This window comes from Roseibium sp. MMSF_3544 (assembly GCF_030732845.1).
GTDB lineage: Bacteria > Pseudomonadota > Alphaproteobacteria > Rhizobiales > Stappiaceae > Roseibium.
The window spans coordinates 363955-388567 of sequence record NZ_JASHKA010000002.1 but is presented as its reverse complement, the minus strand read 5'-3'; the positions used below and the strand labels follow the sequence as shown (position 1 = coordinate 388567).

Below are 24613 nucleotides of genomic sequence, written 5' to 3'. Positions count from 1 at the left end.
GCCCAACCGAACATTTCTAAAGCAAGTCCTTAATCAGAAATATCTTGTGCTTGTTCCGACCGTCGTCGTGCAGCAATTCTCCGGCGTGCTCGAGCCTGGCGAACTCACCCAAAAGCTGTGCATATTCTTCAGAACAACATACCGTTACGTCATCATCATGTCGATCTTTCACCTGCTTGCCGAAGCTCTCAATGCGTGCAGCGGTATTCACCGTGTTCCCGATAAGATTGTATTTCATGCCATGCGATCCACCGATCGCTCCGCCGAACACTTCGCCGCAGTGCAGCCCGACTCGCAAGTGATAGGGCCAGCCCGTCACATTCTTCGCATTCAGCCGGCGGATGGTTTCACGCATTGCAAGAGCACAGTTGCACGCTGCCCGGGCATTCGCCTGATCTGCTGTTTCTCCGGGGTCAGGCAGAGGCGCACCAAAGGCGACGAGAATGCCGTCACCGGTGTATTTCTCGACAAAGCCCTTGTGACGTGCCGCATCTGCCCCCAGAGCATCAAGGACTGTGCTGATCCATTTCACAAAGTCTTCGGGTTTGGCGATACCGCTCACGCGCGTTGAGCCGGCAATATCAGCATAAAGAAGACTGACGTTCAGTTTGCGCGGAACGGGCTTGCCGCCAACCAGGATCTTTTCCCGCTGCTGCCAGATTTCTTGAGAGAGTTCCGGCGAAAGCTGGCTTTGAAACAGCTTTGACATCATCGAACGTTGACGCCTTGCTGCAATCGAAACAATGGCAAAGGAGATTGAGAACGACGCCAGCCAGGCAAGTGTCACGGGGACGGCCGGAAGCCAGACACCAAACGTCAGAGTAGCAGACATGCCCACCAGAACCAGCATTGCGCCTGCCAGACCGACGAGTATCGTCAGCGCACCACCACGCACAAACAGAGCAATTGCAGCGCCAATCAACGATGCAAGGGCGATCAATACGTTCTGAAGTGTCGTGGACACATCGGACACAGGTCGCAAGCGGTCCGAAGCATGATCCAGGAGCTGTTGCACAACGGCAGCGTGAAGCTGAAGACCGTGCACGAACCGAGCGCCGGTATAGCGGTTTACCGGCGTCTCGAAATGGTCCTTGATCGTTTCGCTGATCAGACCGATCAGCACCACTTTGCCTTCAAGAGCGCTTTTTGGAACAGTTCCGTCGAGCACGTCGCCTGCATTGAAAATGGGAGCGACAGGCAGCTTGTGCTCGTGACGGGTCATGATCTGATAACCGGTCGCATCGAGGCCGGAATAGCTTCCAAAACCCGTTGATAGACGTGCAATTGGCGTGTTGCCGAACATAATGGTTTCCGGCTCGTCCGGATTCGGCTTCGGGTCATCGTAGCCGAGGGCCGTCATCGCGATTTTCATCGGGAAGGACAGTCGCAGCTCTTCCCCATCGGTTACAACGAGGAGTGTTCGCCTGGCCACTCCGTCGACATCGAGAGGCACGTCGGAAAAGCCAAATGTTCCTGCCCGCGCCGATTGCGCCGGGGCCTGAATGAGGATGCCGCCGTCCTGACTGAGTTTTGCGATTGTTATGACGCGAGCGTCTTGCAAAACCTGGTTCAGGTCTTCTGACCCGGGTTGGACGGAGCGATCCCGGTAAATGTCTATGCCGACCACTTTCGCATTTGCGTCAAGAGCTGCCTGGGCGAGCTGTGCCAGGCGCAAATCTGAAAGCGGCCATCCCCATACACCGAGATCGGCTTCTTCCACGGCAACGATCACGACATCAGGTGTCTGGTCCTGGTCAGCCAGGCTGGAGAGAGCGAAGTCGTAGTGAGTCAATTCCAGAGACTGCAACACTCCCAGAAACCGTAGCAGGGCAAAGGCTAGAAAGACGGCGAAGGATATTGCGACCAACAACGCGACCGACATTTTCCTCGACAGTATCCAGCCAGGCATATTCTTCCTTAGGTCGTACTCTCAAAAAACCATTTATCTGTGTGCCAATGGACGAAGAGAGCCACTCACCATCGTAAATGCGTGAGGCAAGATCCTACGCTCTGGTCCGAAAACAACAGCGATTGGTCACAGTGTCACGCTCGCCGTTTGAAAGAAAAGAACCCCTCTCACTGGCATGAGAGGGGCTGATTGAGAAGCTCATTTCTTGATCAGAAAATGATCCTTTTCCTTACCGGCTTTCGCCATTTCGTCCTTGAGCCAGCCGGGTGTGTGGCCTTTGCCACTCCATGTTTTTGCAGCGTCTTTCTTGCTACGATACTTTGGCGGGAGTGTGGTTCTGACCTTGCCTGAAGCCGGTTTGGAGGACGCGATACCGGCCAGTCTCTCAAGCTCATCCACTTCCTTCTGCTTGGCGTCACGTTCCTTCTTTGCCAGATCGAGAAGCCCTTTGGCGGTTTGTCTTATGCTCTCATCAATGCGCTCTCTCAATTTATGCTGTTCCTCAAGCGGAATTTCCTTGAAGAACTCAATTGTCATGTCGCCAAGATCAAGCTTCTTCTTCCCGGTCATTCTTGTCCTCCTAAATCGGGTTTGGCCCCTGAGGACATACTCTTTCCGAAATGAGCGCTTTGTCAAAGGCTCGCCGGCTCTTTCAGTTAATAATCCCAACATGCAATCTAAGGTTCAAACCTTAGGTTCCGAAACCTAAACCCAGTGGGTTCATGAGCAGGAGATCCGATCTGCCTCGTTCAGGACAACTCGCTGAAGTGTGTGTGTCATCCTTCTCATCGGGAGTGCTCTCCAACGCCATAGTCAGTGGTCAGTTGAAAGACAACAGCTGTGGTGAGCTCTTTTCGGGCAGTTTGTTGGTTTGCCCACTTTGCGCCAAAGTCCCGGAAAGAGGCCGTTGATCACTCTTGATTATCGCCTGATCGGGTTCAGGGTCGCCAAACGTGTTGCCTGCGACCCCTGGGATATGGGTTACCTGGACACTCGCCTCGATAAGCCGTTTCACGTCCTTGGACGAAGAGCTGAAACCGTCAGCGCCTGCCGACTTGAGGCGCACGACATGTTTCTTTTGCCGGACGAGTGTGACCATCAGGTCGAATGCCCTCTCGCGTGCAACGCTGTTTGAGTTGTCGCAGCGTCCGACCGATATTCGCTCTGCTTCCCGCCGTGCAAGTTCAAGAACGGCGTCCTCAATTTCGTCGTCGAACAGGATCACGTCGGCGGATTGCAACAGGCGCATGGCTTTCAATGTCAGGTTTTCGACATCGCCTGGACAGACATCCACCAGGCTTACCTTTCCCCCCGGCGCATTATCCGCGTCTTCTAGAAATTCTGCCAAGCCTTCAAATTCAAAGGTTTCCGGCGTGGTATCCGCAGAAAACGCCTGAGCCGTGAAGCGCTCCCAGAAGCGGCGGCGCTCCGCTCCGGCTGACAGGTTCGTCAAAACACGTTTCCGGATGCGTCCGGCAAGCGCCGCCCAGTCGCGCAGTGACAATGGCAGCATCGTTTCGATGCGGCGCCGGATCGCCTGACCGAGGATCGGCGCAACGCCATTCGTCGAGATCCCGATCACAACCGGGGACCGGTTGACGATCGAACCAAACTGAAACTCGCAGTAGCGCGGCGTGTCGATGACATTCACCGGCACGCCTGCGGACCGGGCCGCACAATAGAAGGCCCGCGCCTCACCCTCGTTTGCAGCGTCCGCAATCGCCAGCGCCGCACCCTCAAAGCAATCCACGCTCCAGATACGCCTGTGATGAACGATGCTTCCCTTTACAGTTCCATTGGAGACAAGGGTCGAGAAGGTTTCTTCCAATTGCTCCGCGAAAACGTGGACCTCCGCACCGGCTGCAGCCAGCAATTCCGCCTTCCAGGCAGCTGCATCCGACCCTCCGGCGACAACCACCCTACGCCCTTCAAGCGTGAAGAAAAGCGGCAGAGTCGCCAGACTTTCAATGCGTGCAGGAGCCCGCCTTCGCCGCCGGTCAGCCGGTTTTCGCGAGGTCGCCGGCATCGGTCGCTTCCCTGTTCAACGTGTCCAAAATCGTCTGGATTTCCGAGCGGCAGGAACCGCAATTGGTCCCGGCCTTCAAGCAGCTTCCGATCGCGCTGACGGTTGCCGCGCCGTTTTTCGCCTCAGCAGCGATTTCATGAATGCCGACCTGAAAACAGGAACAGACGATCGCACCCTTGTCCGGGATATTGGCGGGTGGGCGCCCGGCGAGCACCTTGAAGCGCTGAGCCCGCGGCATTGGCGGGGTTTCCAGCAAGGCGCACGCCCACTGCCGCGAAACCGAAACCGGTGCCGATGCGAAAAAGAAGGCAGCCTGAAGCTTGTTGCCGGACCAGCCGGCAATTCGATCTAGACCCGACCTTCGGTCCTCGAATTGCATTATTTCCGCGTCCGCACCCAGGAGGCGCCGACCGAACGATGCCGGATCTGTTGCAGACCCGAAGGCGAACTCGACGCGCCAGCCACCCAGAACCGGCGCGAGCGCCCAATAGTCGGCCTCAAAGAGAGCTGGCTTGTCGCGCATGACTGCAAAGCCATACTGCTCGAGCTCCATCTTTCGCAATGCAACCGGTGTAAACTTCGAGCCCGGCTGACCGGAAACAGGATCCGTGTCCGGTGCGACGACAGTGTCGACCCTCCCGTTCGAGCTCACCTGATCAGTCCAGTGCATCGGAACGAAGACGGTTCCCCGCTGCGCTCTTTCCGTGACCTGTGCACGCACGATCACCCTGCCATACGGGCTTTTGACTTCCATCAGATCCGCGGCGGCAATTCCGGCCTTTTTTGCATCGTCAGGATGGAGTTCGGCATAGGGCTCGGCAATGTGCGAAGACAAGCGCGGTGTTTTCCCTGTCCGCGTCATCGTGTGCCACTGGTCCCTGATCCGGCCCGTGTTGAGCACGAAAGGATATCGCCGTCCGGTCCGCTGAATGTCCCGCTGTTTAACGGGAACAAACGAAGCTTTGCCGCCAGCGGTGTAAAAGTTCCCATTCGCAAAGAAACGGCTGTCGGTCCGACTTTCCCGTTTCCCCCGCAATGGCCATTGCACCGGTTCAAGCGCATCGTAGTTCTCGCTCGGAAGACTTGCCAGGCCACCTATGTCAAAATCGCGTTTCCCGTCATTCTCCAGGGCGGAAAGCGCAGCATGTTCGCGAAAGATCGCGTCTGGTCCCGAATAGTCGAAGGCGTCCTCGAACCCCATGCGCTGAGCAACCTCGCACAGCTGCCACCAGTCGGGCTTCATCTCTTCTGCAAGCGGCAGAAAAGCCCTTTGGCGTGAGATCCTCCTCTCGGAATTGGTGACAGTGCCGTCTTTCTCGCCCCAACCTGCGGAGGGTAACAGAACGTCCGCACAAGCGACCGTGTCGGCAGCGCGGGTGATGTCCGAAACGACGACGAACGGACACGTTTCAAGCGCTGCGGCGACTGCATCTGCATCCGGCAGGCTGTCGACCGGGTTGGTTGCCATGATCCACAGCGCCTTGATCTTGCCTTCCTGAGCGGCGCGGAAGAGATCGACAGCCTTCAGGCCGGGATGGTCCGCGATCACGGGGCTCTGCCAGAACGATTTTACAAGCGACCGATGGTCAACATTTTCGATGGCCATATGGGCGGCCAGCATGTTGGCGAGACCGCCAACCTCGCGCCCACCCATCGCATTCGGCTGCCCTGTAACCGAAAAGGGGCCCATACCCGGTTTACCGATCCGGCCGGTTGCCAAATGGGTATTGATGATCGCGTTGACCTTGTCCGTGCCGGTGACCGACTGATTGACGCCTTGACTATAGACCGTGACGGTCTTCTGCGTCTTTGCGACCATGGTGAAGAAAGTCGCCACGTCCCGGGGCGCCAGACCGGTCTCCTCGGCAATCCGGTTGATCTCGCAAGGTCCTGCCGCTTCAAGCGCTTCGCCAAATCCGTTCGTATGTGCAGCAACATAAGCAGGATCGAATGCGTCCGTGTCTGCTAGAAACGCCAGCAGACCGTTGAAGAGGGCAACATCCGTATCGGGCTTCAGTGCAAGATGCAGATCCGCAATGGCGCAGGTTGCGGTTTCGCGCGGATCGATGACGACCACACGCATATTTGGATTGGCCGATTTGGCGGCTTCGACCCGCTGGAACAGAACCGGATGGCACCAGGCAAGATTGGACCCGACGAGCACAAGAAGGTCGCAGGTCTCCAGATCCTCGTAAGTTCCCGGCACCGTATCGCTGCCGAAAGCACGCTTGTGACCAGCGACCGACGAGGCCATGCAAAGACGGGAGTTTGTGTCGATATTGCCTGAGCCGATAAAGCCTTTCATCAGCTTGTTGGCGACATAGTAGTCTTCGGTCAGGATCTGACCTGAAACATAAAAGGCGACGCTGTCGGGACCGTGTTCGCGGATCGCGTCACGAAAGGTATTTGCGACCAGGTCAAGGGCTGTGTTCCAATCGGTTCGCTCGCCGGCGATCTCCGGATGAAGCAGCCTGTCTTCCATCGAAAGGGTTTCACCGAGGGCCGAGCCCTTCGAGCACAGCCGTCCAAAATTGGCCGGGTGATCCGGATCGCCTTTGATGCCGACCTTGCCGTCAGGCTGCAGAGTGGCAATCACCCCGCAACCTACGCCGCAATAAGGACAGGTGGTCTTGACCGTTTTTGTTTCGGTATTGGCGGTCACCCCCTGCCCTCCTTCTTCTTTCCTCTCCAGACCCGGCCGTTCTCTGCTTGAGCAGGTGCCATCGTCCAAACTTCCACTCATCTCGCCCGGCGGGCGAGATCATCGGCGGCCAGCAACACCTTGCCGTTTTCGACCCTCGCCGCCGTCACCGGCACGGACCCTTCGTCGGCGCCGCGCGCCAGTCCGGTCGCCAGGTCGAAGACCCAATTGTGTAACGGGCAGGTCACGGACGTGCCGTGTACAATCCCCTGGCTGAGGGGACCGCCCTTGTGCGGGCACCTGTCGTCGAGCGCAAAGACTTCGTCTTCCACCGTTCGGAACACGGCAATGCAGCCCGCACCGGTTTTCACCACCCTGGCCCCTTCGCGAGGGATGTCGGACAGGTCGCCGATCGCAACCCAGTTTCTCGTTTCCGCGTTCATTCGGCTGCCTCCGCTTGCAGGACTGCCATCGGCCTGAATTCGTGTTTGTCCTTGCCGGACACGCGCTCGGACCACGGGTCAACCTGGGCAAATTTCTGGCTGAAAACAAAGCGGTCGAAATACGCTTTGCGCTTTTCGGCATCCTCCATGATCTGGCTGCGGATCTCGTCGTAACCGATCCGCTTGGCCCACTTGTAGATCCGTTCCAGATAGTGCCCCTGTTCGCGGTACATCTGCGTCACCGCGACAATGTGCTCGAGCGCGTCTTCTTCCGTCTTCACCAGACCGAGAACTTCGGTACCCTTTATGTCGAGACCGGCCGCTCCGGCGAAATGAATTTCGTAACCGCTGTCGACACAGATGACACCGACGTCCTTGCAAGTTGCCTCGGCACAATTGCGCGGGCACCCCGAAACCGCCATTTTCACCTTGGCAGGCGTCCAGGAGCCCCACATGAACTTCTCGATCTTTACGCCGAGTCCAGTAGAATCCTGCGTTCCAAACCGACACCAGTCCGAGCCCACACAAGTCTTCACAGTCCGAAGTCCCTTGGCATAGGCATGGCCGGACACAAAGCCGGCCTTGCCGAGATCCGCCCAGACCTCCGGCAGGTCTTCCTTCCTGATGCCAAGCATGTCGATCCGCTGACCACCTGTGACCTTGACGGTCGGAATGTCGAATTTGTCGACGACGTCAGCAATTGCTCTCAGTTCCGTGGATGAGGTCATGCCGCCCCACATTCTGGGGACCACGGAATAGGTTCCGTCCTTCTGGATGTTCGCGTGGACGCGCTCGTTGATGAAACGGGACTGATAATCATCCGCGTATTCGTCCGGCCAATCGCTCACGAGATAGTAGTTCAGCGCGGGACGGCACTTGGCACATCCTCCGGACGACGTCCATTCCAGTTCCTGCATGACCTGCGGAATGGTTTTGAGACCCTTAGACTTGATCAATCGGCGCACATCGCTGTGACCCAGATGCGTGCAGCCGCACATTGGCGTCACGGCTGCCGGATTGTAGGCCTCGCCAAGCGTGACCTGCATGAGCTGTTCAACCAGCCCGGTGCAGGTGCCACAGGAGGCCGACGCCTTGGTGTGGGCCCGAACGTCATCAAGCGATGTCAGTCCTTGCTCGGTGATCGCACCGACGATTTTTCCCTTGCAAACGCCGTTGCAGCCGCAGATTTCCGCATCATCCGGCAAGGCTGCAACGGCCGCCGTAGGGTCCAGGGGGGCGCCCCCCTGATAGGCCTGGCCGAAGATCAAAGTCTCGCGCATTTCCGAGACGTCTGACTGTTTTTTCAAGAGATCGAAGAACCAGGGACCGTCGGCGGTTTCGCCGTAAAGCACCGCGCCTATGATCTTGTTGTCCTTCAAAACAAGACGTTTGTAGACGCCGGCAGCAGCGTCACGCAGAACAATTTCCTCACGGTCGTCACCTTCGGCAAAGTCGCCTGCGGAATAAAGATCGACACCCGTGACCTTGAGCTTGGTCGCCGTCACCGATCCGGTGTACTCGGACGCGCCACCCAGAAGGTTTTCAGCGATGACTTCCGCCATTTCGTAAAGCGGCGCGACGAGCCCGTAACACATGCCGCGGTGCTCGACACATTCGCCCAGCGCGAAGATGTCCGGATCGCTGGTGCGCATGTCGTCTCCGACAAGGACACCCCGACCGGTGTCGAGAGACATCTCTTTCGCCAGGTCTGCCGACGGGCGAATGCCGACCGCCATGACAACAATGCTTGCTTCGATTTCCGTCCCGTCGTCCAAGCGGATCGCTTTCACCTTGCCGGTGCCGTCATCGACAATCTCGTGGCTGTTGGCCTTGGTGCGCACATCGATCCCGCGGCGCTTGAACTCCTCTTCCAGCAGAAAACCTGCAGCCGGATCAAGCTGACGTTCCATGAGGGTTGGCATCAGGTGCAGGACCGTCACGTCCATGCCCTGCATCTTCAGGCCAGCGGCCGCCTCCAATCCGAGCAGTCCGCCACCTATGACGACCGCCCGGCCGCCTCTTTTCGCGGCGTCCAGCATTTTCTCAACATCGTCCAGGTCCCGATAGGTCAGAACACCGTCGAGGTCCTTGCCTGGCAACGGAATGATGAACGGATTGGAACCGGTCGCGATCACAAGTTTGTCGTAAGGCGCGCTTACACCGCTCTCAGACGTGACCGTCTTTCCAATGCGGTCGATCTCAGAGACGCGCGCCGACTTGTGCAGCGTGACACCGTGCTCTTCATACCAGGCATCGCCGTGGGTGATGATGTCCTCATAGGTCTTCTCGCCGGACAGGACCGGTGACAGCATCAGGCGGTTGTAGTTCACCCGGGGTTCGGCGTTGAAGATGGTGACTTCGTAGGCGTCCCTGTCCTTTTCGAACAGGTGTTCAAGCATCCGGCCCGGCGCCATGCCGTTTCCGATGATGACGAGTTTCTGTTTTGTCATTCGTCTCCTCCCCGGCTCACTCGGCAGCTTCCACGGCCGCCTTTTGGCGGGCCATGCGGGCAGCACGTTTTTCCTGGATGGATTTCAGTTGCTCCTCGCTCGGATCCGCCCCGCCCTCATAGGCTTCCAGGAAGTCCAGAAGTTCTTCGCGGTAGGCGTAATAGTCCGGGTGCGCGAGCAGTTCCTTGCGCGAGCGCGGGCGCGGCAGGTCAACGTCCATTATGTTGCCGATCCGTGCGTTCGGCCCGTTGGACATCATCACCACCCGGTCGGCGAGCAGAATGGCCTCGTCGACGTCATGGGTGACGCAAACCGCCGTTACCTGGGTGCGCTTCCAAACGTCCATCAGGACGTCCTGAAGTTCCCACCGTGTCAGGCTGTCGAGCATGCCGAACGGCTCATCCAGCAGGAGCAGCTTCGGCGAGAGGGCGAAGGCCCTTGCAATGCCGACGCGTTGCTTCATGCCGTTGGAAAGATCCGCGGCAGCCTTCTGCATGGCGTCGGCCAGACCAACCTTGGAGAGGTAATACTCGATGACGTCGCGCTTCTCGGCCTTTGAGGCATCCGGGTAGACCTTGTCGACGCCCAGAGCGACATTCTCGTAAGCCGTCAGCCAGGGCATGAGACTGGGTGCCTGGAACACAACGGCCCGATCCGGCCCGGCCTCGGACACATGTGTGCCGTCCAGGATAATGGCCCCTTCAGTGATCGGATTGAGGCCGGCCACCATGGACAGCACTGTTGACTTGCCGCAGCCGGAATGGCCGATCAGGGTGATGAACTCACCCTTCTTCATTTTCAGCTCGAACCCGTCGACCACCGTGAGCGGTCCCTTGGGGGTCGGATAGACTTTCTTGAGTTGCGAAAACTCCAGAAAGCGGTCGTCTTTCAAGGTTTCTGACGCCCTTTCATAGGCCGCGGGCAGTTTGTCGTCAGGCTTCATGCGCTGCGTGATCGGAACGATATTCGGAAGAACGATATCGCGTTCCAGATCAGCGCCACGCTCGGCACCGACAGCCATCAGATATTCGGTGATATCAGCGCGGAGCTTGATGAAATCCTCATCGTGGTTCAGCTCGCCGCGGTCGCGCGGACGCTTGAACGGAACAGTGAATTCCGGACCGAGTGTTGCTGTCGTTCCGGGCTTCAATGGGATGATGCGGTCGGCAAGGAGGATCGCTTCGTCGACATCGTTTGTTATCAGAACGATTGTCTTCTTCTCTTGCTCACAGATTGCCGCAAACTCGTCCTGAAGCTTCGCGCGTGTCAGGGCGTCCAGAGCCGACAAGGGCTCGTCCATCAACAGAAGCTCAGGCTGCATCGCAAGCGCTCGGGCGACAGCGACGCGCTGGCGCATACCACCAGACAGCTCAGCCGGCTTGCGATCCCGTGCATGAGCCAGACCGACCATCTCGATATATTTGTCGCAGATGGCCTTGCGCTCTTTCGCGGACTTCTTCCTGAAGACCGTATCGACCGCAAGGGCGACGTTGCCGGTGACCGAAAGCCAGGGCATCAGGGAATAGGACTGGAACACCACGCCCCGATCGGGACTTGGCCCGTCGATCTCCTTGCCCTTGAAGATGACACCGCCTGCGTCGGCCTCGATCAGTCCGGCCAGAAGCGAGATCAGCGTTGTCTTTCCGGTGCCGGAAAATCCGACAATCGCAATGAACTCACCCTCTTCCACCTTCAGGTTGATGTCTTCCAGCACGTCTGTCCGGTCGGCACCTTCGCCGTAGGACTTGGAGACACCGGATATTTCCAGAAAGGACATTAGGGTCTCCTTAGCGGTTGGCGCTGAACGTGAAGGCGCGCTGCAGGGCGAACATCAGCCGGTCGAGCATGAAGCCGATAAGGCCGATGGTCAGAACCGCCACCATGATCTTGGCGAGAGACTGGGAAGACCCGTTCTGGAACTCATCCCAGACGAATTTGCCGAGGCCCGGGTTCTGCGCGAGCATTTCAGCGGCGATCAGCACCATCCAGCCCACACCGAGCGACAGACGGAGACCCGTGAAAATCAGCGGCAGCGACGAGGGAAGCACCAGTTTGGTGATGGTTTTCCAGGTCGGCAGCTGCAGGACGCGGCCGACATTCATCAGGTCCTTGTCAACGGATGCGACGCCAAGCGCGGTGTTGATCAGCGTCGGCCACATGGAGCAGAGCGTCACCGTCACCGCCGAGATCAGAAGAGACTTGGACAGCCAGTCGTAAGGGTTTGCATAGGTCGCGGAGACGATCATGGTCACGATCGGAAGCCAGGCCAATGGCGATACCGGCTTGAAGATCTGGATCAGGGGATTGATCGCACCGTTAAACGATCGGGAGAGCCCTGACGCGATCCCGAGCGGAACGGCGATGATGGTGGCGATCAGAAAACCGAGACCGACTGTCTTGAGCGACGTGCCGATCTGATCGATGTATGTTGGCTTTCCCGTGTAGTTGCGCCACTTGACGCGGTCGGTCTTGCCTTCCGCCTCGAATTTGGCGTTTCGGGTTTCCTGGCGCTCGTAAAAGGCTGCGGCTTTCTCGCGCTCGCGGACATGATCCTCCCAGAGGTTGACCGTCTGTGACCAGACCTGTGCCGGTCCCGGCACGGCTCCGAGCGAGGTTTGAACCTGCGGTGCCAGAGTGCCCCAAAGAACCAGGAACGCGACGATCCCCAACAGCGGGATCAAAAGCACACGTTTCAGTTCGCCCAACTGCTCCTTCGGATTGTCACCGGCCGCGATTTTCATCAGCGGTACGAGCCAGGAAAACCCGAGTGCGTCCAGCCATCCGCCGGTCTTGTTGATCCAGGTGAAGAGTTTTTCTTTCCGGGCAGCCCGGGCGAGATCCGGGGATCCGGCAGTGTCGGCATTGGCCATTGGGTGCGTCCATTAGATTGAAGTAGAAATCTTAGAAGGTGAGCAGCGGACAAAATGCCCGCTGCTCCGGATATCCGGCCTTAGCCGCCAACAACTTCGCTGCCATCGACGATCTGTTTGCCTTTCAGGCCGATCGGCAGGCTGTCGATGTAGGCATTCGGTTGCTTCCCGTCGTAGGGAATGCCGTCGATGATGTCTTCAGCCGGGGTCGGCGCACGATAGCCGTCGGAATCCCACGGGAAATCCTCTTCTGCCACATGACCTTCCTCGACCAGCATGCGCGCGGCTTTCAGATAAGTTTCCGGGAGATAGACGGACTTGGCGACTTCGTCGTACCAGCTATCCGGCTTGTGCTCGGGGATCTGACCCCAACGGCGCATCTGAGTCAGGTACCAGACCGCATCGGAGTAGTACGGATAGGTCGCGTAGTACCGATAAAAGACGTTGAAGTCCGGGATCTCCCGCTTGTCGCCTTTTTCGAACTCAAAGGTGCCGGTCATGGAGTTCGCGATCACTTCCGCATCCGCACCCACATATTCGGACCGCGCGAGCATCTCGACCGCTTCCATGCGGTTGGCGTTGTCGTTTTCATCCAGCCACTTGGCGGCCCGGATCAGCGCTTTGGTGATCGCAAGCGTGGTGTTCGGGTTTTCCTCGGTGAACTCCTTGGTCAGGCCGAAGACCTTCTCCGGGTTGTTCTTCCAGATCTGGTAGTCGGTGATGACCGGGACACCGATCCCTTTGAAGACTGCCTGCTGGTTCCACGGCTCACCAACGCAATAGCCGTAGATCGTGCCGGCTTCGAGCGTTGCGGGCATCTGCGGCGGCGGCGTCACGGAAAGTAGTGCCTCACCCTGGATCTGGCCTGAAATATCGGTCTTGGAATAAAAGCCAGGGTGGATATCTCCAGACGCCAGCCAGTAACGCAGTTCGTAGTTGTGGGTCGAGACCGGGAAAACCATGCCCATGTTGAACGGCTTGCCTTCGTCGATGAACTGATCCACGACGGGTTTCAATGCCGACGCCTTGATCGGGTGAACCGGCTTACCGTCATCCTGCATCTCGATATGCGGCTTCATCATTTCCCAGATCTCGTTGGAGACGGTGATGCCGTTGCCGTTTAGGTCCATGGAGAAGGGCGTCACGATGTGCGCCTTGGTGCCAAAGCCGATGGTCGCCGCGAGCGGTTGACCGGCGAGCATATGTGCCCCGTCCAGCTCGCCCGTGATCACGCGGTCCAAAAGTACCTTCCAGTTGGCTTGCGGCTCCAAAGTGACGAAGAGACCCTCTTCCTCGAAATAGCCAAGCTCATAGGCGACGGCCAGCGGCGCCATGTCGGTCAGCTTGATAAAGCCGAAAGTCAGTTCGTCCTTCTCGACGTCCAACATTTCTGCGAATGCAGACGATGCCGGTACAAAGGCTGTTGCGGCCATCAGGGCCCCCAACGCCAGCCGGCGGGTCATCTGGAATCTTTTTGTGTTCGTCACGTCCTGTTCCCTCTTGTCTTCCGCGTCCGTTTCGGACGCTGGCTCAAAACAAAAAAACCGCCGTCTTGGTCTGCGAAAGGGAGGAGAGGTTGCAGACCAGAACGGCGGCTTTGCCTGGGCGTCCGTCAATGGACGCGATATGATTTAGGCCAGCGTCGGCCACGAAACATTGATAGCACGAAGTGTGCCAACTCAGCCGAAACACCATTTCTTCTTGTTTTTAAGCATGTTACCCCTACGCCCAAATTTGCATCACTGCATGTGATGCACGAATTGTTGGCTGCGAATTGAGGCAAGTGACAGTTTTTTGTGCAGCGCACACACTTGGAGACGCCCGTACCGGATGCAGTCCGCGCGCGCCTGTCATGCCGGCGCGCTGTCAAAAAGACGGATCGATTTTTCCGCCGGCAACACGTCGATCTGCAGTGCGTCCCGGTACAATGCAGGCGAGAAAATGGTGCGGACATCGGCCTCGCCGGCGGCAGAAAATTTCGCCTGCCCCCATCTGACCATCTGATCGTAGAACCATTTCCCGTGAGCGGGAGATGGAGCGGCGGCAGGACCGCCGGAAAACTTCAGAAAGTCAGGACGTGCAACCGAAGTCGTCGCGCCCAGGTGCACATTGCCGCCGAGTGCCGGCCGGCAGAGATCCGGCGCGCAGGCAAGGTAATCAGGTCCGGCAAGCAAGCCGGTCAGGTGTTCGGTATTCTGCGGGTCGGCGCACCAGTCGGCCGCGCGCGCCATGGCACGCATCAGTGCAGCCAGCGTTTCGGGGCTCGATTGCGCCCATTTTCGCGTCACGCCCAGAACCTTTTCAGGGCTGTCCGGCCAGATGGCCTGTTTGTAGGTGACGATTCGCCCCGTCCCGGCGGCAACAGCGGCCGTGTTCCAGGGTTCGCCGACGCAGTATCCGTCCAGTTGCCCGGCCGCGAGCGCGTCTGCCATCAGTTGCGGAGGCAGGACCGTGATCTCGACATCCTTGTCCGGATCGATCCCCGCCGCGGCGAGCCAATAGCGCAATTCGTAGGCGTGACCAGAAAACGGATGTACGACCCCGAACCGCAAAGGTGTTCCGCCATTTGCACCATGCCGGGCAACCGCTTTCGCGAGGGCCAATCCGGTCGAGGACGGATCGCCGTTCCGGTCCGCGCCAAGCTCCGCCATCTGCTGCCAGAGTGCCGCCGACACGGTAATCGCATTGCCGCCGAGCCCCAGGATCATCGGGGCCAGCATGGGAACGGCAAGACTGGTCAGGTTCAGACTCGCGGCAATCGGCATCGGCGCGAGCATATGGGCAACGTCAAAGTGACCCACAGCGACCCGGTCGCGGATATTGGCCCACGAGGACTCGCGCACCAGCTTGAGCGCGATCCCCTCTTCTTCAGCGAAACCGATCTCCTTGGCCGCGACAAGCACCGCGCTGTCCAGAAGTGGAATGAAGCCTGCAAATACAGGTGTCAGCTGCCCCACGACGATCCTCCGATTTCCGATTTGGCCGCCTCTCCCCGGCAAAAATTCTGATTAGGCATGTTCAGTCTCCCAGCAATCCGCTGGCAATTACCAGGCTCTGAGCCACATCGATGATCTTGCGGCTCTGGTTCATGGCCGTGCGCCTGAGGAGGTCATAGGCCTCCTGTTCCGACAGACCTTTCGATTTCATGAGAATGCCCTTGGCACGATCGATGGTTTTGCGGTCCGCGAGTTCGGTGCGCGCATCTTCCAGCTCTTTGGACAACCTGGAAAAGGCCCTGAAACGGCTGACGGCCATGTCGAGGATCGGTTTCACACGCTCGCGCTTGAGCCCGTCGACGACATAGGCCGAGACGCCTGCCTCGACAGCGGCTTCGATCGAGTGGCTGTCCGCCCTGTCCACGAACATGGCGATCGGTCTCTGCGCAGCGCGGGAGACCTGAAACATATGCTCAAGCTGGTCACGATTTGGGTTTTCCAGATCGATCACGATTACGTCCGGATCGATATCCGCGATCTGGCGCAAGAGCCCGTCCATCTGGTGCACGACAATCACCTCGTCGTGGCCGGCATCACGCAGTCCCTCTTCGATGATGGACGCGCGGATCTTGTTATCATCAATGACGAGGATCGAAATGCCACTGCTCATGCCCACATTATGCGCAGCGCTACTTTTTATGCAATCACTTTGCTGCAGTGCGAAAACTGTGTGGCCATAAGATGTGGAAAGCTCACAGCACCGAACCGTTGCAGCAACAAAAATTCTTACCTGAAGACCAGTGACGGCTGCGTCGTATCCCTTGCAAGGACTGTGTCGCAGAGGCTGGCAATTGCCTCCGCCGCAGCACCTGCGCCATTGCCGGCGACGTCTTTGTCGATGTTTGAATGGGCCGCACGCATTGCAGCCCGCACATTGGGATCGAGAAGCTTATCGATCGCAGCGGCGAGGTTGAAATCGGCTGCATGGCGTACGAGTGCCCCGAGGCCCCGACCCTCGGCGAAGCGTGCCCTCAGAATCTGGCGATCCTGCTCGGCGTGCTCGTTCGGCACCCAGACTGTCGGCAATCCTTCGCGAAGATGTTCGGCAAACGTGTTGTAGCCGGCAGCGGCCACGGCGAAATCGAACGCGCGCAGAAATTTGCCGAATGGATACTCGGTCAGCCGGGCCACACCTGCCGGCAATTCGCCTTTGTTACCCGCAATCCGCCACTGCGCAACGGCCGTGCCGACCCCGCTTCGCCCATGCAGGTGGGCGAGTGCGCGCGCGGTCATCACGCTGGTGTCGATATTGTTTCCCGAGCCCAGTGCCACGAGAATGTTGACGTGGCCGGGATCGAGCCCAAGTTCGGCACATGCAGCTTCCCGCTCCAACAATTCCTGACCATCTAGCAGCGTGACCGGTGGGACAGTAAGTGCCTGGTGACGCCGCTCCACTGTCGGGCCATCGTCGCGCGCCCAGGCACTTTCACCCGGCTCCACGACAAGATCGAACATGTCACCCCGGTCGAGGGCATCCAGATCCCGATTGGGACCCCAGAGCGCCCGCCTGATCCAGACACGTGCGACACCGGGACTGGCCTCCAGCGCCTTCATCAGCCCGACGAAGGGAACGTTGCCGTCGAAAATGAGCGCCTTGGGGCGGTAGAATGCGATTGCCGCCGTAAGCGCGCCGACCAGAGCCGCGTTCCAGTGGTCCCGCCGCTCGCCATAGGCAGCGTGGTAGGGCAAATACTCAGCCGCGTAGCCAAAGTCGTGGACAATGTCGACGGCCTGGGAATGACTGAGAAACACGGGAGTGATGCGTTTAGGCAGGCGGCGCGCGATCGCGAGCTGCCGGGTCAAATGCCCGAGGCCAACACCGTTGGTGGAAAAAAACAGGGCCCGGGCTGGCGGAGCAATGTGAACGGCCGGGGCATAGGAGTCCTCACGCGGCTTGCCAATCAGGTCGCGGACACGGGAAACCGCGGCCTGCGGTGAGAAGGCACTTGCAATAAGGTCGCCGGCATTGTCGCGCAGGTCAGCAGCCAGCCCCCTGTTGTCCTGGAACTCGATCGCCCGAGGCGCAATTTCCGACGGCCGGCCATAGATCGCAGCACCTGCAAAAACCGGTCTGTAGCGCGGTTCAAGGAACGGCACGACACCGGCGCGCAAAGCATAGAGGACCTCGACCGGGCAAGGATCGTCAATCGCCTGATCTGCATTTGCGAGAATGTCCAGGTTGGCGAGAAACTCCGTCAATGAAATTTTGTCGTCCGGCCAGATTTCGATTGGTGCCGCCTGCGGCCAATTTGGTCGTTCTGCATCCGGCGCGCCGCGCAGCCGCCACATGATATTGGGCCCGCCAAAGGCGCGCGCGCCTTCACCGACTGTTACCGGCCAAGGGCCCGGCCTTGTGCGGGCGATACTGGCGATACCGACAACCGGACGGGCACGTTCGATCACAGTGCTTGGCTTGGGTGTGAAAGCCGGGACAGTCGGACGCCAGTCATCATTGGTCACGAGCCAGTGGGGGACGGAAAACGAAAGTGCGTCCCGGCATCTGCTTGTCGTCGGTGCCCAGGCAACCGAACCGCCCAAGGTCTCAGCGGCAAAGTCATTCATGCGCTCTCGCTGTTCGTGACCAAGCGAAGCGAATGCCAACGGCCGTTCAAGCGTGACAATGCGGTGATCTGAGCGGATGTTGACCGCCGTTTCGGATACTTCTGAAAACAGACGCGCATCAAACCCAAGGGCCAGTGCGCACTCCACGGATGCACCGGGAGCAAGACGTTTCACCTGACCGCCTTCAATGAGACGGCTGTAGCTCGGATCAATTGTGTAGGGATCGGCCTTGATCGCGTCAGGCGCAACCGCCAGCAATCCGATGCGGTAACCGGCGCCGGCCAACGCTTCCAGCGTGGCCGCATGGGACGGCGCTGCAACGTCACCTCTTCGAATATCAGCAAGAACGCATAGATCAAGCCGGACGGCGGAAGATCGAGCCAATTATTTTATTCCGGTCAAGCTGCCCGGCACCTGAGACCTCCGGGCAATCTGCCCTGGCCGCGCGGGCTGAAAGTGGCACCGCTGAGCTTCGTTTCGCCGCCATCGCGCTCCCGGATCGTTACAATGTAGATGCCATTGCGTCTGACCTGGTTTCGCCCGCTCGCCGGTGAAATCCGCAAATATGCGTCAAGCTTGACGGTTTGGAAGCCACCAGCATTCGTCTGGCTGCGGGCCTGTATCGGCGCATATCCGCCTGATCCGCGACGGCATTCGACAGAGCGGTTGATCGGACCACTGTATCTGAGGATCTGCGTGCCGGTGTCAGTCTGCGTCACATGCCGAAACCCGAGTTGTTTCAGCCTCGAGACCTCAGCGGCAACACCAGGGTCGGCAATGTTAGTGGTCGAGCTGACGCACCCTGCGAGGAAAACCAGCATTACGAATAGAGCTGCACCGCTTTTCATCATTGGTATCCCGCCTGAGTGTTATTGCAATTGCGTCAGTCTCGACAAGACGTCGAGCGTTACGTCGTCGCCCGGCGGGGAGAGCTGGCGCGAGGTAAATGCCTCGTTCATGGCTCTTCTCGTCGCCGGCCCATATTGGCCGTCAGCCGAACCGGACAATGCGCCAAGGCGCGCAAGGATTGTCTGGGCCGCAGCAACGAATTCCGTACGGCTGTAACCAGACGTGCCCTTGGCGACGGCATCGGCGAGATTGGCATCGTCGCTAAGCCCCGCCGCCGTCGCGAACCAGATCAATGCCGCCACCCGATCCTGCGGCACGCCCCGGCCTGCTTCTGTCAACCGGGCCAGATCAAGTGCGGCCCAGGGAACGTCGCCTTCTGCTGCCACACGGAACCAGCGTGCGGCTTCCTCAAAATCGGGCTCAGCACCGTCCGAGGACGCCCAGGCACGACCGGCATCGCGCGCAGCCCAGGGGTTCTTGTCCGCTTCCGAGGCAAGCAGGTCCCGGGCGCGCGGAAGATCCTTGTCAACGCCCCGGCCTTCGACGAGCAAGCGGCCAAGCGCGCGGGCAGCGCCGTAAACGTTGTCCGACATTGCACGCTCGAACAGGGTTGCTGCCCGCGACGGATCGTCGAACAGCGGATGGCGCGACGCATAAACCCTGCCGAGCCGGAAAAACGCTTCGGCATCGTCCTCACGCGCTGCAAGCGAAAACAGACGAACGGCTGCCTCCACGTCCTGGCCGACGCCCTGACCGTTTTCATACATGATGCCGAGCCGCGTCAGAGCATTCGGCACGCCTCTCCCGGCCGCCGTTTCAAACCAGAACCGCGCTTCTTCGAAGTTCTGGGAAATACCGTCGCCGTTCTGATACATGCGCGCCAGCCGGGTCTGCGCCGTCAGCTCGCCGCTCTTTGCCGCCGCCGTATACCACCTCACGGCCTCGTCCGCGTCCTGCTCGACGCCAAATCCCTTCTGGTAGAATTCAGCGATGTTTGTCATCGCCCAGTCGTTGCCCAGATCCGCGCCCTGACGGTAAAAATCGAGAGCCTGGGTGTAGTCCTGGGGAACACCGACGCCAGCCCGGTAGATCCAGGCAAGTGCCGTATAAGCTGCCGTTTCGCCGCGCTCGGCGGCCTGTTCAAACAGCTCCTTTGCGCGGGCGAAATCGCGCGGAACAGCCTGGGCATCCAGATGCATCTGACCGAGATAGACCATTGCAGAGGCGTAGTCCGCGTCGACCGCTCTCTGCTGCCAGACAATCGCCTGATCGTAATCGCCCGCCGAGCGATACGCCCGGGCAAGTTGCGCCCAGAAACGCACCACGTCCGGGAAATTGGCAACAGCAATCTCGCAAACCTCGATGGCGGCATCGAAATTGCGATCTATGATGAACTGGCGCGTTCCGGCCGTGACGCGCTGGCTGTCATAGGGATTGCCCGCCAGGATGTCACAGGCGTCCACATAGACATCCAGTTGAGCCTCAATAGGACTGGTCTCGCCCTCGTTACGCAGAGCCACGCTCTGGAACGTGTCGCGCCCGCCATTCGAGCCGACTTGCGGTGTGTAAGTGAGCTGCTCGTCCTCAGACAGCCAGTGAACCGTACCACCATGCAGTGCTGCTCCGGTGTCCTCGGTCACGACGCCAAGACGTGCTGCGTTCTCCACAAACACCCATCCGGCCTCAACGGCCTCCTTTTTGAGAGGAGTGTCGCCGACACCGATCGCGATTGCCTGCTGCGTCTCGTCAAGCGCAGAGATCAGATCCGACCGCGTGCCGGCCGAAGAGGCAGCGCCCGCATCCGCCGCGGCATCAGGAAGCGCGGTATCGGAAACCAGGATTGCATCCGGATCACCACCCAGTTCCCTGAGCCGGGTTTTCGCGTCCTCCACAAAAGCGCCGCGTGGCATGGTCCGGACATAGGAAGCAAAAGCCTCGGGCCGATCGCTGTCGCGTATGGAGCGCCAGAACGTCCGGTCGATAACGCGACGCGGCGGCAATCCGCCCAACGTGTCAGACGCAACGGACATGCCCGTGGTTGCTGCCCGCAGATCATCGACTTGCGGCAGGAAATAGAACCGGCTTTCGAGGGTACTTGTGGTCCAGGTGATCTGCTCACCACCCGTCGACTCGCGAACATGGCCCCGGATCCGGCGGAAAAGATCGATGATCTCCAGCCCCGGTTCACTGATGTTGTCAGCGATAGCCTGGGTATAGGGGCTGTGCCGGCCCTCGCCGTCATAGGCGACCGACCCTGGAGCAGTGGCAAAGCTGATTACCGTCTCGGTGTCTCCTGCCGTCATTTCCGCAAGACCGGAGCGTCCGGACTGCGCAAGTTGCTCAAGACCCCGGGAGACCTCATCGCGCGAAGCTCCAAGGCTGATGGCGCGCGAGGCTATGGCTTCGGTTTCTTCCTCGGCGATTTCGCCGAACGGGTTGTTGCGGCACGCGTCAAGCAGAACGATGTTCAGCTTGGCCCCTGAGTTGGACATGATGTCGACGAACAACTGCGCGTCGATAGACTGATCGATCAGCTCTTCCACCGAACTCGGCGCGACCGACACAGGCAGCAGGTAATTGCGTCCACCGATCTGGACACCATGCCCGGCATAGTAAAAAAGCGCTTCGCTGCCTTCGCGCAGACGGCTTCTGAAAGTCGCGAGGTCTGCGAGCATTTTCTCGCGATCGCCGTCTATGGTCTCAATGACCTCGAAGCCGGCTTCCCAGAGCTTTTCGGCAACCAGTTCGGCATCATTGACCGGGTTGGGGAGCGCGCCCACTGCGCGATATGCCGAGTTGCCGACGACGAGCGCGACGCGGGACGTGGAACCGGAAAGCGCGTCAGCGGTCTGCGCTTGAGGTTTGACCGGAACGAACAAGACCATCATCGCCACCATGGCGGCGCCTGCTGACCTGAGTAATACCCTCTTTGGCTTGGGCATTCGCGTTCTCAATACAGTCTTTGTCCCTGAGCCTGACTGACGCTGGACCTTTGAGGCCGTCGGACACCGGTCGCGGCGGACGTGCTTTGGTTGAAAGTCGCGATAATCTCGTTTCGCGTCAGGCCGGGGTTTTCCCGCATCAGGCGAAACTCGACAAGCGCCAGAAACGCCGCGTCAGCCTGCGGTCCATCCGGATTCGTGCGCAAGTAGGCACGGGCGGCATCCGCTGTCTCGAACTGTCTTGAGTTCTGCGCAGCGGCCGTGCTCAGGGGGATGCCGAGCACGCTCAACAATGCCAAGACTTTTCCAAGAACCCAACGAGGCATGAACGCATTCACCTGAATTGATTAACGGATAAATATAGAAATTCCTTACGTCAATTAGATGCGACACCGTATATCGTGTCAAGCCTCAGACCGGCTGTCCGAACGTCCCGAGAAGGCCTCTGGCCTGCTGTCCACAGACATGCAAAACTGATCGCATGAACGAAAACGTACTCGTAAACCCAACACCGATAACGTTTTTTCCAGACTATAGGGCAACCAACCCCTATCAGACGTTGCATTACGAGAGTCTTGAGCCAGCATTCAGGGCGGAGCCCGGTACGATCGAGGATGCGCTTGAGCGCCAGGCGGCGGCCCCTGGCAAGCCGCACCTCTTTCATCTGCACTGGGAACACGCAGCCTTCATAGGTTCAAGAGCCGCACGCATCATTGACCGGTTTCTCGACGACATCAGCCGGTTTCAAGCCGGTGGCGGCAAGGTGATCTGGACCATTCACAACCTTGCTCCACACGATGAGCAGAAAAGCGCCGCCAACGCAGATCTTCAGTCAGGACTTGCCCAACTGGCCGACGTGCTGCATCTGCATTCGCTCCCGGCCCTAGCGGCTGCGCGGAGCGAGATAAATCTTCCCGACCGTCAAATTCGCGTGATCGCGCATCAGAACTATGAGGGCGCCTATCCGGTCTACGCACGTACGGCAGCGCGCACGGACCTCGGACTTGCCTCGGCGCGCTTGGTCATTCTGTGCCCGGGGCGCATCGCGCCTTACAAACAACCCTCCGAACTGGCCGAGGCATTTCTTGCCGTCGCAGGATCTGACGACCGGCTTGTGATTGCGGGTGAGACGGCCCGGAATTTCATCTTGAACCTCCCGAAAGACGAACGCCTGGTGCACCGTGACGGCTTCGCGACCCCGGAAGATGTCGGCAAGCTGCACGCGGCCGCCGACTTCGTGATCCTGCCCTACCGCGCTTCGCTCACCTCAGGATCAGCCATTCTCGCGGCAACACTTGGCCGCGCTGTCGTCGGCCCGGATACAGCCGGGCTTCGCGATGTGGTGGCCCCAAATCAAACCGGGCTGATCTACCAGACCGGCGACCTGTCCGAAGCGCTCAAATCCGCCGTTCAGGATGACGCGGAGACATGGGCCGCACGCGGCCGGGCCGCGGCAGAACTTGTGAGCGCGCGCAACAGGACAATCATCGCGGCTCAATGGAAGGATGTTCTCTTGTCCCTGGTACGACCCGCCTTCAAGAGCATCGGAGCCCCCATATGAGAGTGCTTGTTCATCCGCAAGACAAGAGCAAGGAGATTGATATTCCGGCGGCAGACGACACCTCCTGGCCGTTCAATACTGACAGCCCTCTTCTCGAAGACAGAAAGGATCCGGAGACACCCCTGTCGATCATGCTGGTAAACCTTTGCGGCCTGAGCTGGCCGGAGATCGAGCCGCTTCTGCCAGTCGCCCGCACCGGCGCTGACGATCAGGGCATGCTGGCGGTCATTGTCGTCGATCTGACCGACATCGTACCCTTGCGAAACGCGGGTTTTGCGTATGATGTGCTGCCGAATGTTCAGGTGAATTCTTCCATCCTTCCGGATCTTGATTGGCGGGCCTATGTCGCCAGGCGGCGCGCGCTTCTGATCGAGAAGTGGCAGCCCTCGGCGATTGTTCACCTCGGCGATGATCAGGATTGGCAATAGCGTGCTCGATCTTGCGACATGTGACGTTGTGTTTTTGAGTTTCGACGAGCCGAACGCTGACACCCATTATACCCGCGTTCTTGATTATGTGCCGCATGCCAAGCGGGTCGACGGCGTCAAAGGGTTCGACGCCGCCCATCGCAAAGCAGGTGAGATCTGCGACAGCGGCCACGTGGTCACCATCGATGCTGACAACCTGTTGGTGGACGAGGAATTTTTTTCAGGCAGGTTCGAATTCTCACCACGCGACAGGGGCGTGGTGTTTTCGTTCAGTGCGCGCAACGTGCTGAATGCCCTGGAATACGGCAATGGCGGTGTGAAGATCTGGCCGCGCGAAACCCTTATTACGCTGAGATCGCACGAAAACGCCAGGCGGCCGGAGGCAGCCGTCGATTTCTGCTGGACGGTCCCTTACTACCAGGTCAACCGCGTCTTGTCCGAGGTCCACATGACCGCAACTCCGTTCCAGGCATTTCGGGGCGGCTTCCGGGAAGGCGTGAAATTCAATCTTGCAAACGGCACGCTTGCCTATGAGACGTTTCCGGAACTGCCCAAGGGAGAAGCCCTTCTCCAGCATATCGGCGGCGCAAATTATGAACGGCTCCGGATCTGGTGCAGCGTTGGTATGGACAGGCCGAACGGGGACTGGGCGATCTTCGGCGCGCGTCTTGGCTGCGCAATGACTGCGCTCGAGGGGTTCGATCACACCCGCATCGCGGACTATGGCTGGATCCAGAATTTCTGGGATCAGGATGTTCTTGCCGAATGGCAGGACGAGAGCCGACGGCGCGAAAGGACTACAGAACTCGGCAAACGTCTCAACGCGGAATTAGCGCTCGGCATCGCTGATCTCGACGCGGACGCGTCGCGCTTCTTCAAGTCCACTTACCGCGTCCGGCGCGCATTCGGCCTGACCGAAACAGTCTAGATCCCGTC

Annotated in this window: 18 protein-coding genes; 3 read left to right on the top strand and 15 right to left on the bottom strand. The window is 59.2% G+C overall.

The features are described 5' to 3' along the window. Positions 1-16: 16 nt before the first annotated feature. The 15 genes from RBB47_RS04380 to RBB47_RS04310 form a co-directional block, all read right to left on the bottom strand. The gene (locus tag RBB47_RS04380; protein WP_305984524.1) at positions 17-1909 is read right to left on the bottom strand and encodes an adenylate/guanylate cyclase domain-containing protein; all 1893 of its coding nucleotides are present in this window, start codon (positions 1907-1909) and stop codon (positions 17-19) included. 198 nt (positions 1910-2107) lie between these two features. Then, positions 2108-2479, bottom strand: a complete 372-nt coding sequence (locus tag RBB47_RS04375; protein ID WP_305984523.1) for an H-NS histone family protein — start codon at positions 2477-2479, stop codon at positions 2108-2110. A gap of 250 nt (positions 2480-2729) precedes the next feature. After that, positions 2730-3935 carry an NAD(P)-dependent oxidoreductase gene (locus RBB47_RS04370; protein WP_305984522.1) on the bottom strand — a complete coding sequence of 402 codons (1206 nt, stop codon included), beginning with the start codon at positions 3933-3935 and terminating at the stop codon, positions 2730-2732. Next, the gene (locus RBB47_RS04365; protein WP_305984521.1) at positions 3907-6597 is read right to left on the bottom strand and encodes a nitrate reductase; all 2691 of its coding nucleotides are present in this window, start codon (positions 6595-6597) and stop codon (positions 3907-3909) included. Before RBB47_RS04365 ends, RBB47_RS04370 begins: the two co-directional genes overlap by 29 nt. A 77-nt stretch (positions 6598-6674) precedes the next feature. Then, complete coding sequence (gene nirD, locus RBB47_RS04360; RefSeq protein WP_305984520.1) at positions 6675-7019, bottom strand: nitrite reductase small subunit NirD; 345 nt, start codon at positions 7017-7019, stop codon at positions 6675-6677. Further along, complete coding sequence (nirB, locus tag RBB47_RS04355; RefSeq protein WP_305984519.1) at positions 7016-9469, bottom strand: nitrite reductase large subunit NirB; 2454 nt, start codon at positions 9467-9469, stop codon at positions 7016-7018. The genes nirD and nirB overlap by 4 nt, the downstream gene beginning before the upstream one ends. 16 nt (positions 9470-9485) lie before the next feature. Further along, positions 9486-11246, bottom strand: coding sequence for an ABC transporter ATP-binding protein (locus tag RBB47_RS04350; RefSeq protein ID WP_305984518.1), 1761 nt, complete (start codon positions 11244-11246; stop codon positions 9486-9488). A 10-nt stretch (positions 11247-11256) separates the two neighbouring features. Next, positions 11257-12339: an ABC transporter permease gene (locus tag RBB47_RS04345; RefSeq protein ID WP_305984517.1), complete on the bottom strand. Its 1083-nt coding sequence runs from the start codon at positions 12337-12339 to the stop codon at positions 11257-11259. An 80-nt stretch (positions 12340-12419) separates the two neighbouring features. Next, positions 12420-13802, bottom strand: a complete 1383-nt coding sequence (locus RBB47_RS04340; RefSeq protein ID WP_305984603.1) for a CmpA/NrtA family ABC transporter substrate-binding protein — start codon at positions 13800-13802, stop codon at positions 12420-12422. Between the two features lie 387 nt (positions 13803-14189). Beyond that, complete coding sequence (locus RBB47_RS04335) at positions 14190-15296, bottom strand: CmpA/NrtA family ABC transporter substrate-binding protein (RefSeq protein WP_305984516.1); 1107 nt, start codon at positions 15294-15296, stop codon at positions 14190-14192. Positions 15297-15357: 61 nt separating this feature from the next. Then, positions 15358-15945 carry an ANTAR domain-containing response regulator gene (locus RBB47_RS04330; protein WP_305984515.1) on the bottom strand — a complete coding sequence of 196 codons (588 nt, stop codon included), beginning with the start codon at positions 15943-15945 and terminating at the stop codon, positions 15358-15360. A gap of 116 nt (positions 15946-16061) precedes the next feature. Continuing rightward, on the bottom strand, positions 16062-18281 hold the full coding sequence (locus tag RBB47_RS04325) for a glycosyltransferase (protein ID WP_305984514.1): 2220 nt from the start codon (positions 18279-18281) through the stop codon (positions 16062-16064). A 14-nt stretch (positions 18282-18295) separates the two neighbouring features. Further along, the gene (locus tag RBB47_RS04320; protein ID WP_305984513.1) at positions 18296-18748 is read right to left on the bottom strand and encodes a hypothetical protein; all 453 of its coding nucleotides are present in this window, start codon (positions 18746-18748) and stop codon (positions 18296-18298) included. An 18-nt stretch (positions 18749-18766) separates the two neighbouring features. After that, complete coding sequence (locus RBB47_RS04315) at positions 18767-21688, bottom strand: caspase family protein (RefSeq protein WP_305984512.1); 2922 nt, start codon at positions 21686-21688, stop codon at positions 18767-18769. Positions 21689-21696: 8 nt separating this feature from the next. Then, positions 21697-21987, bottom strand: a complete 291-nt coding sequence (locus RBB47_RS04310; RefSeq protein ID WP_305984511.1) for a hypothetical protein — start codon at positions 21985-21987, stop codon at positions 21697-21699. A 182-nt stretch (positions 21988-22169) separates the two neighbouring features. On the opposite strand from RBB47_RS04310, the gene RBB47_RS04305 reads away from it, so the two are divergent. The 3 genes from RBB47_RS04305 to RBB47_RS04295 are packed head-to-tail and all read left to right on the top strand — an operon-like array spanning position 22170 to position 24605. Then, the gene (locus RBB47_RS04305; protein WP_305984510.1) at positions 22170-23249 is read left to right on the top strand and encodes a glycosyltransferase family 4 protein; all 1080 of its coding nucleotides are present in this window, start codon (positions 22170-22172) and stop codon (positions 23247-23249) included. After that, a complete protein-coding gene (locus RBB47_RS04300) occupies positions 23246-23677 on the top strand; it encodes a hypothetical protein (RefSeq protein ID WP_305984509.1) in 432 nt (143 codons plus the stop codon). The genes RBB47_RS04305 and RBB47_RS04300 overlap by 4 nt, the downstream gene beginning before the upstream one ends. Before the next feature lies 1 nt (position 23678). Next, positions 23679-24605 (top strand): hypothetical protein, encoded by a 927-nt coding sequence (locus RBB47_RS04295; RefSeq protein ID WP_305984508.1) that lies wholly within the window; start codon positions 23679-23681, stop codon positions 24603-24605. Positions 24606-24613 lie beyond the last annotated feature (8 nt).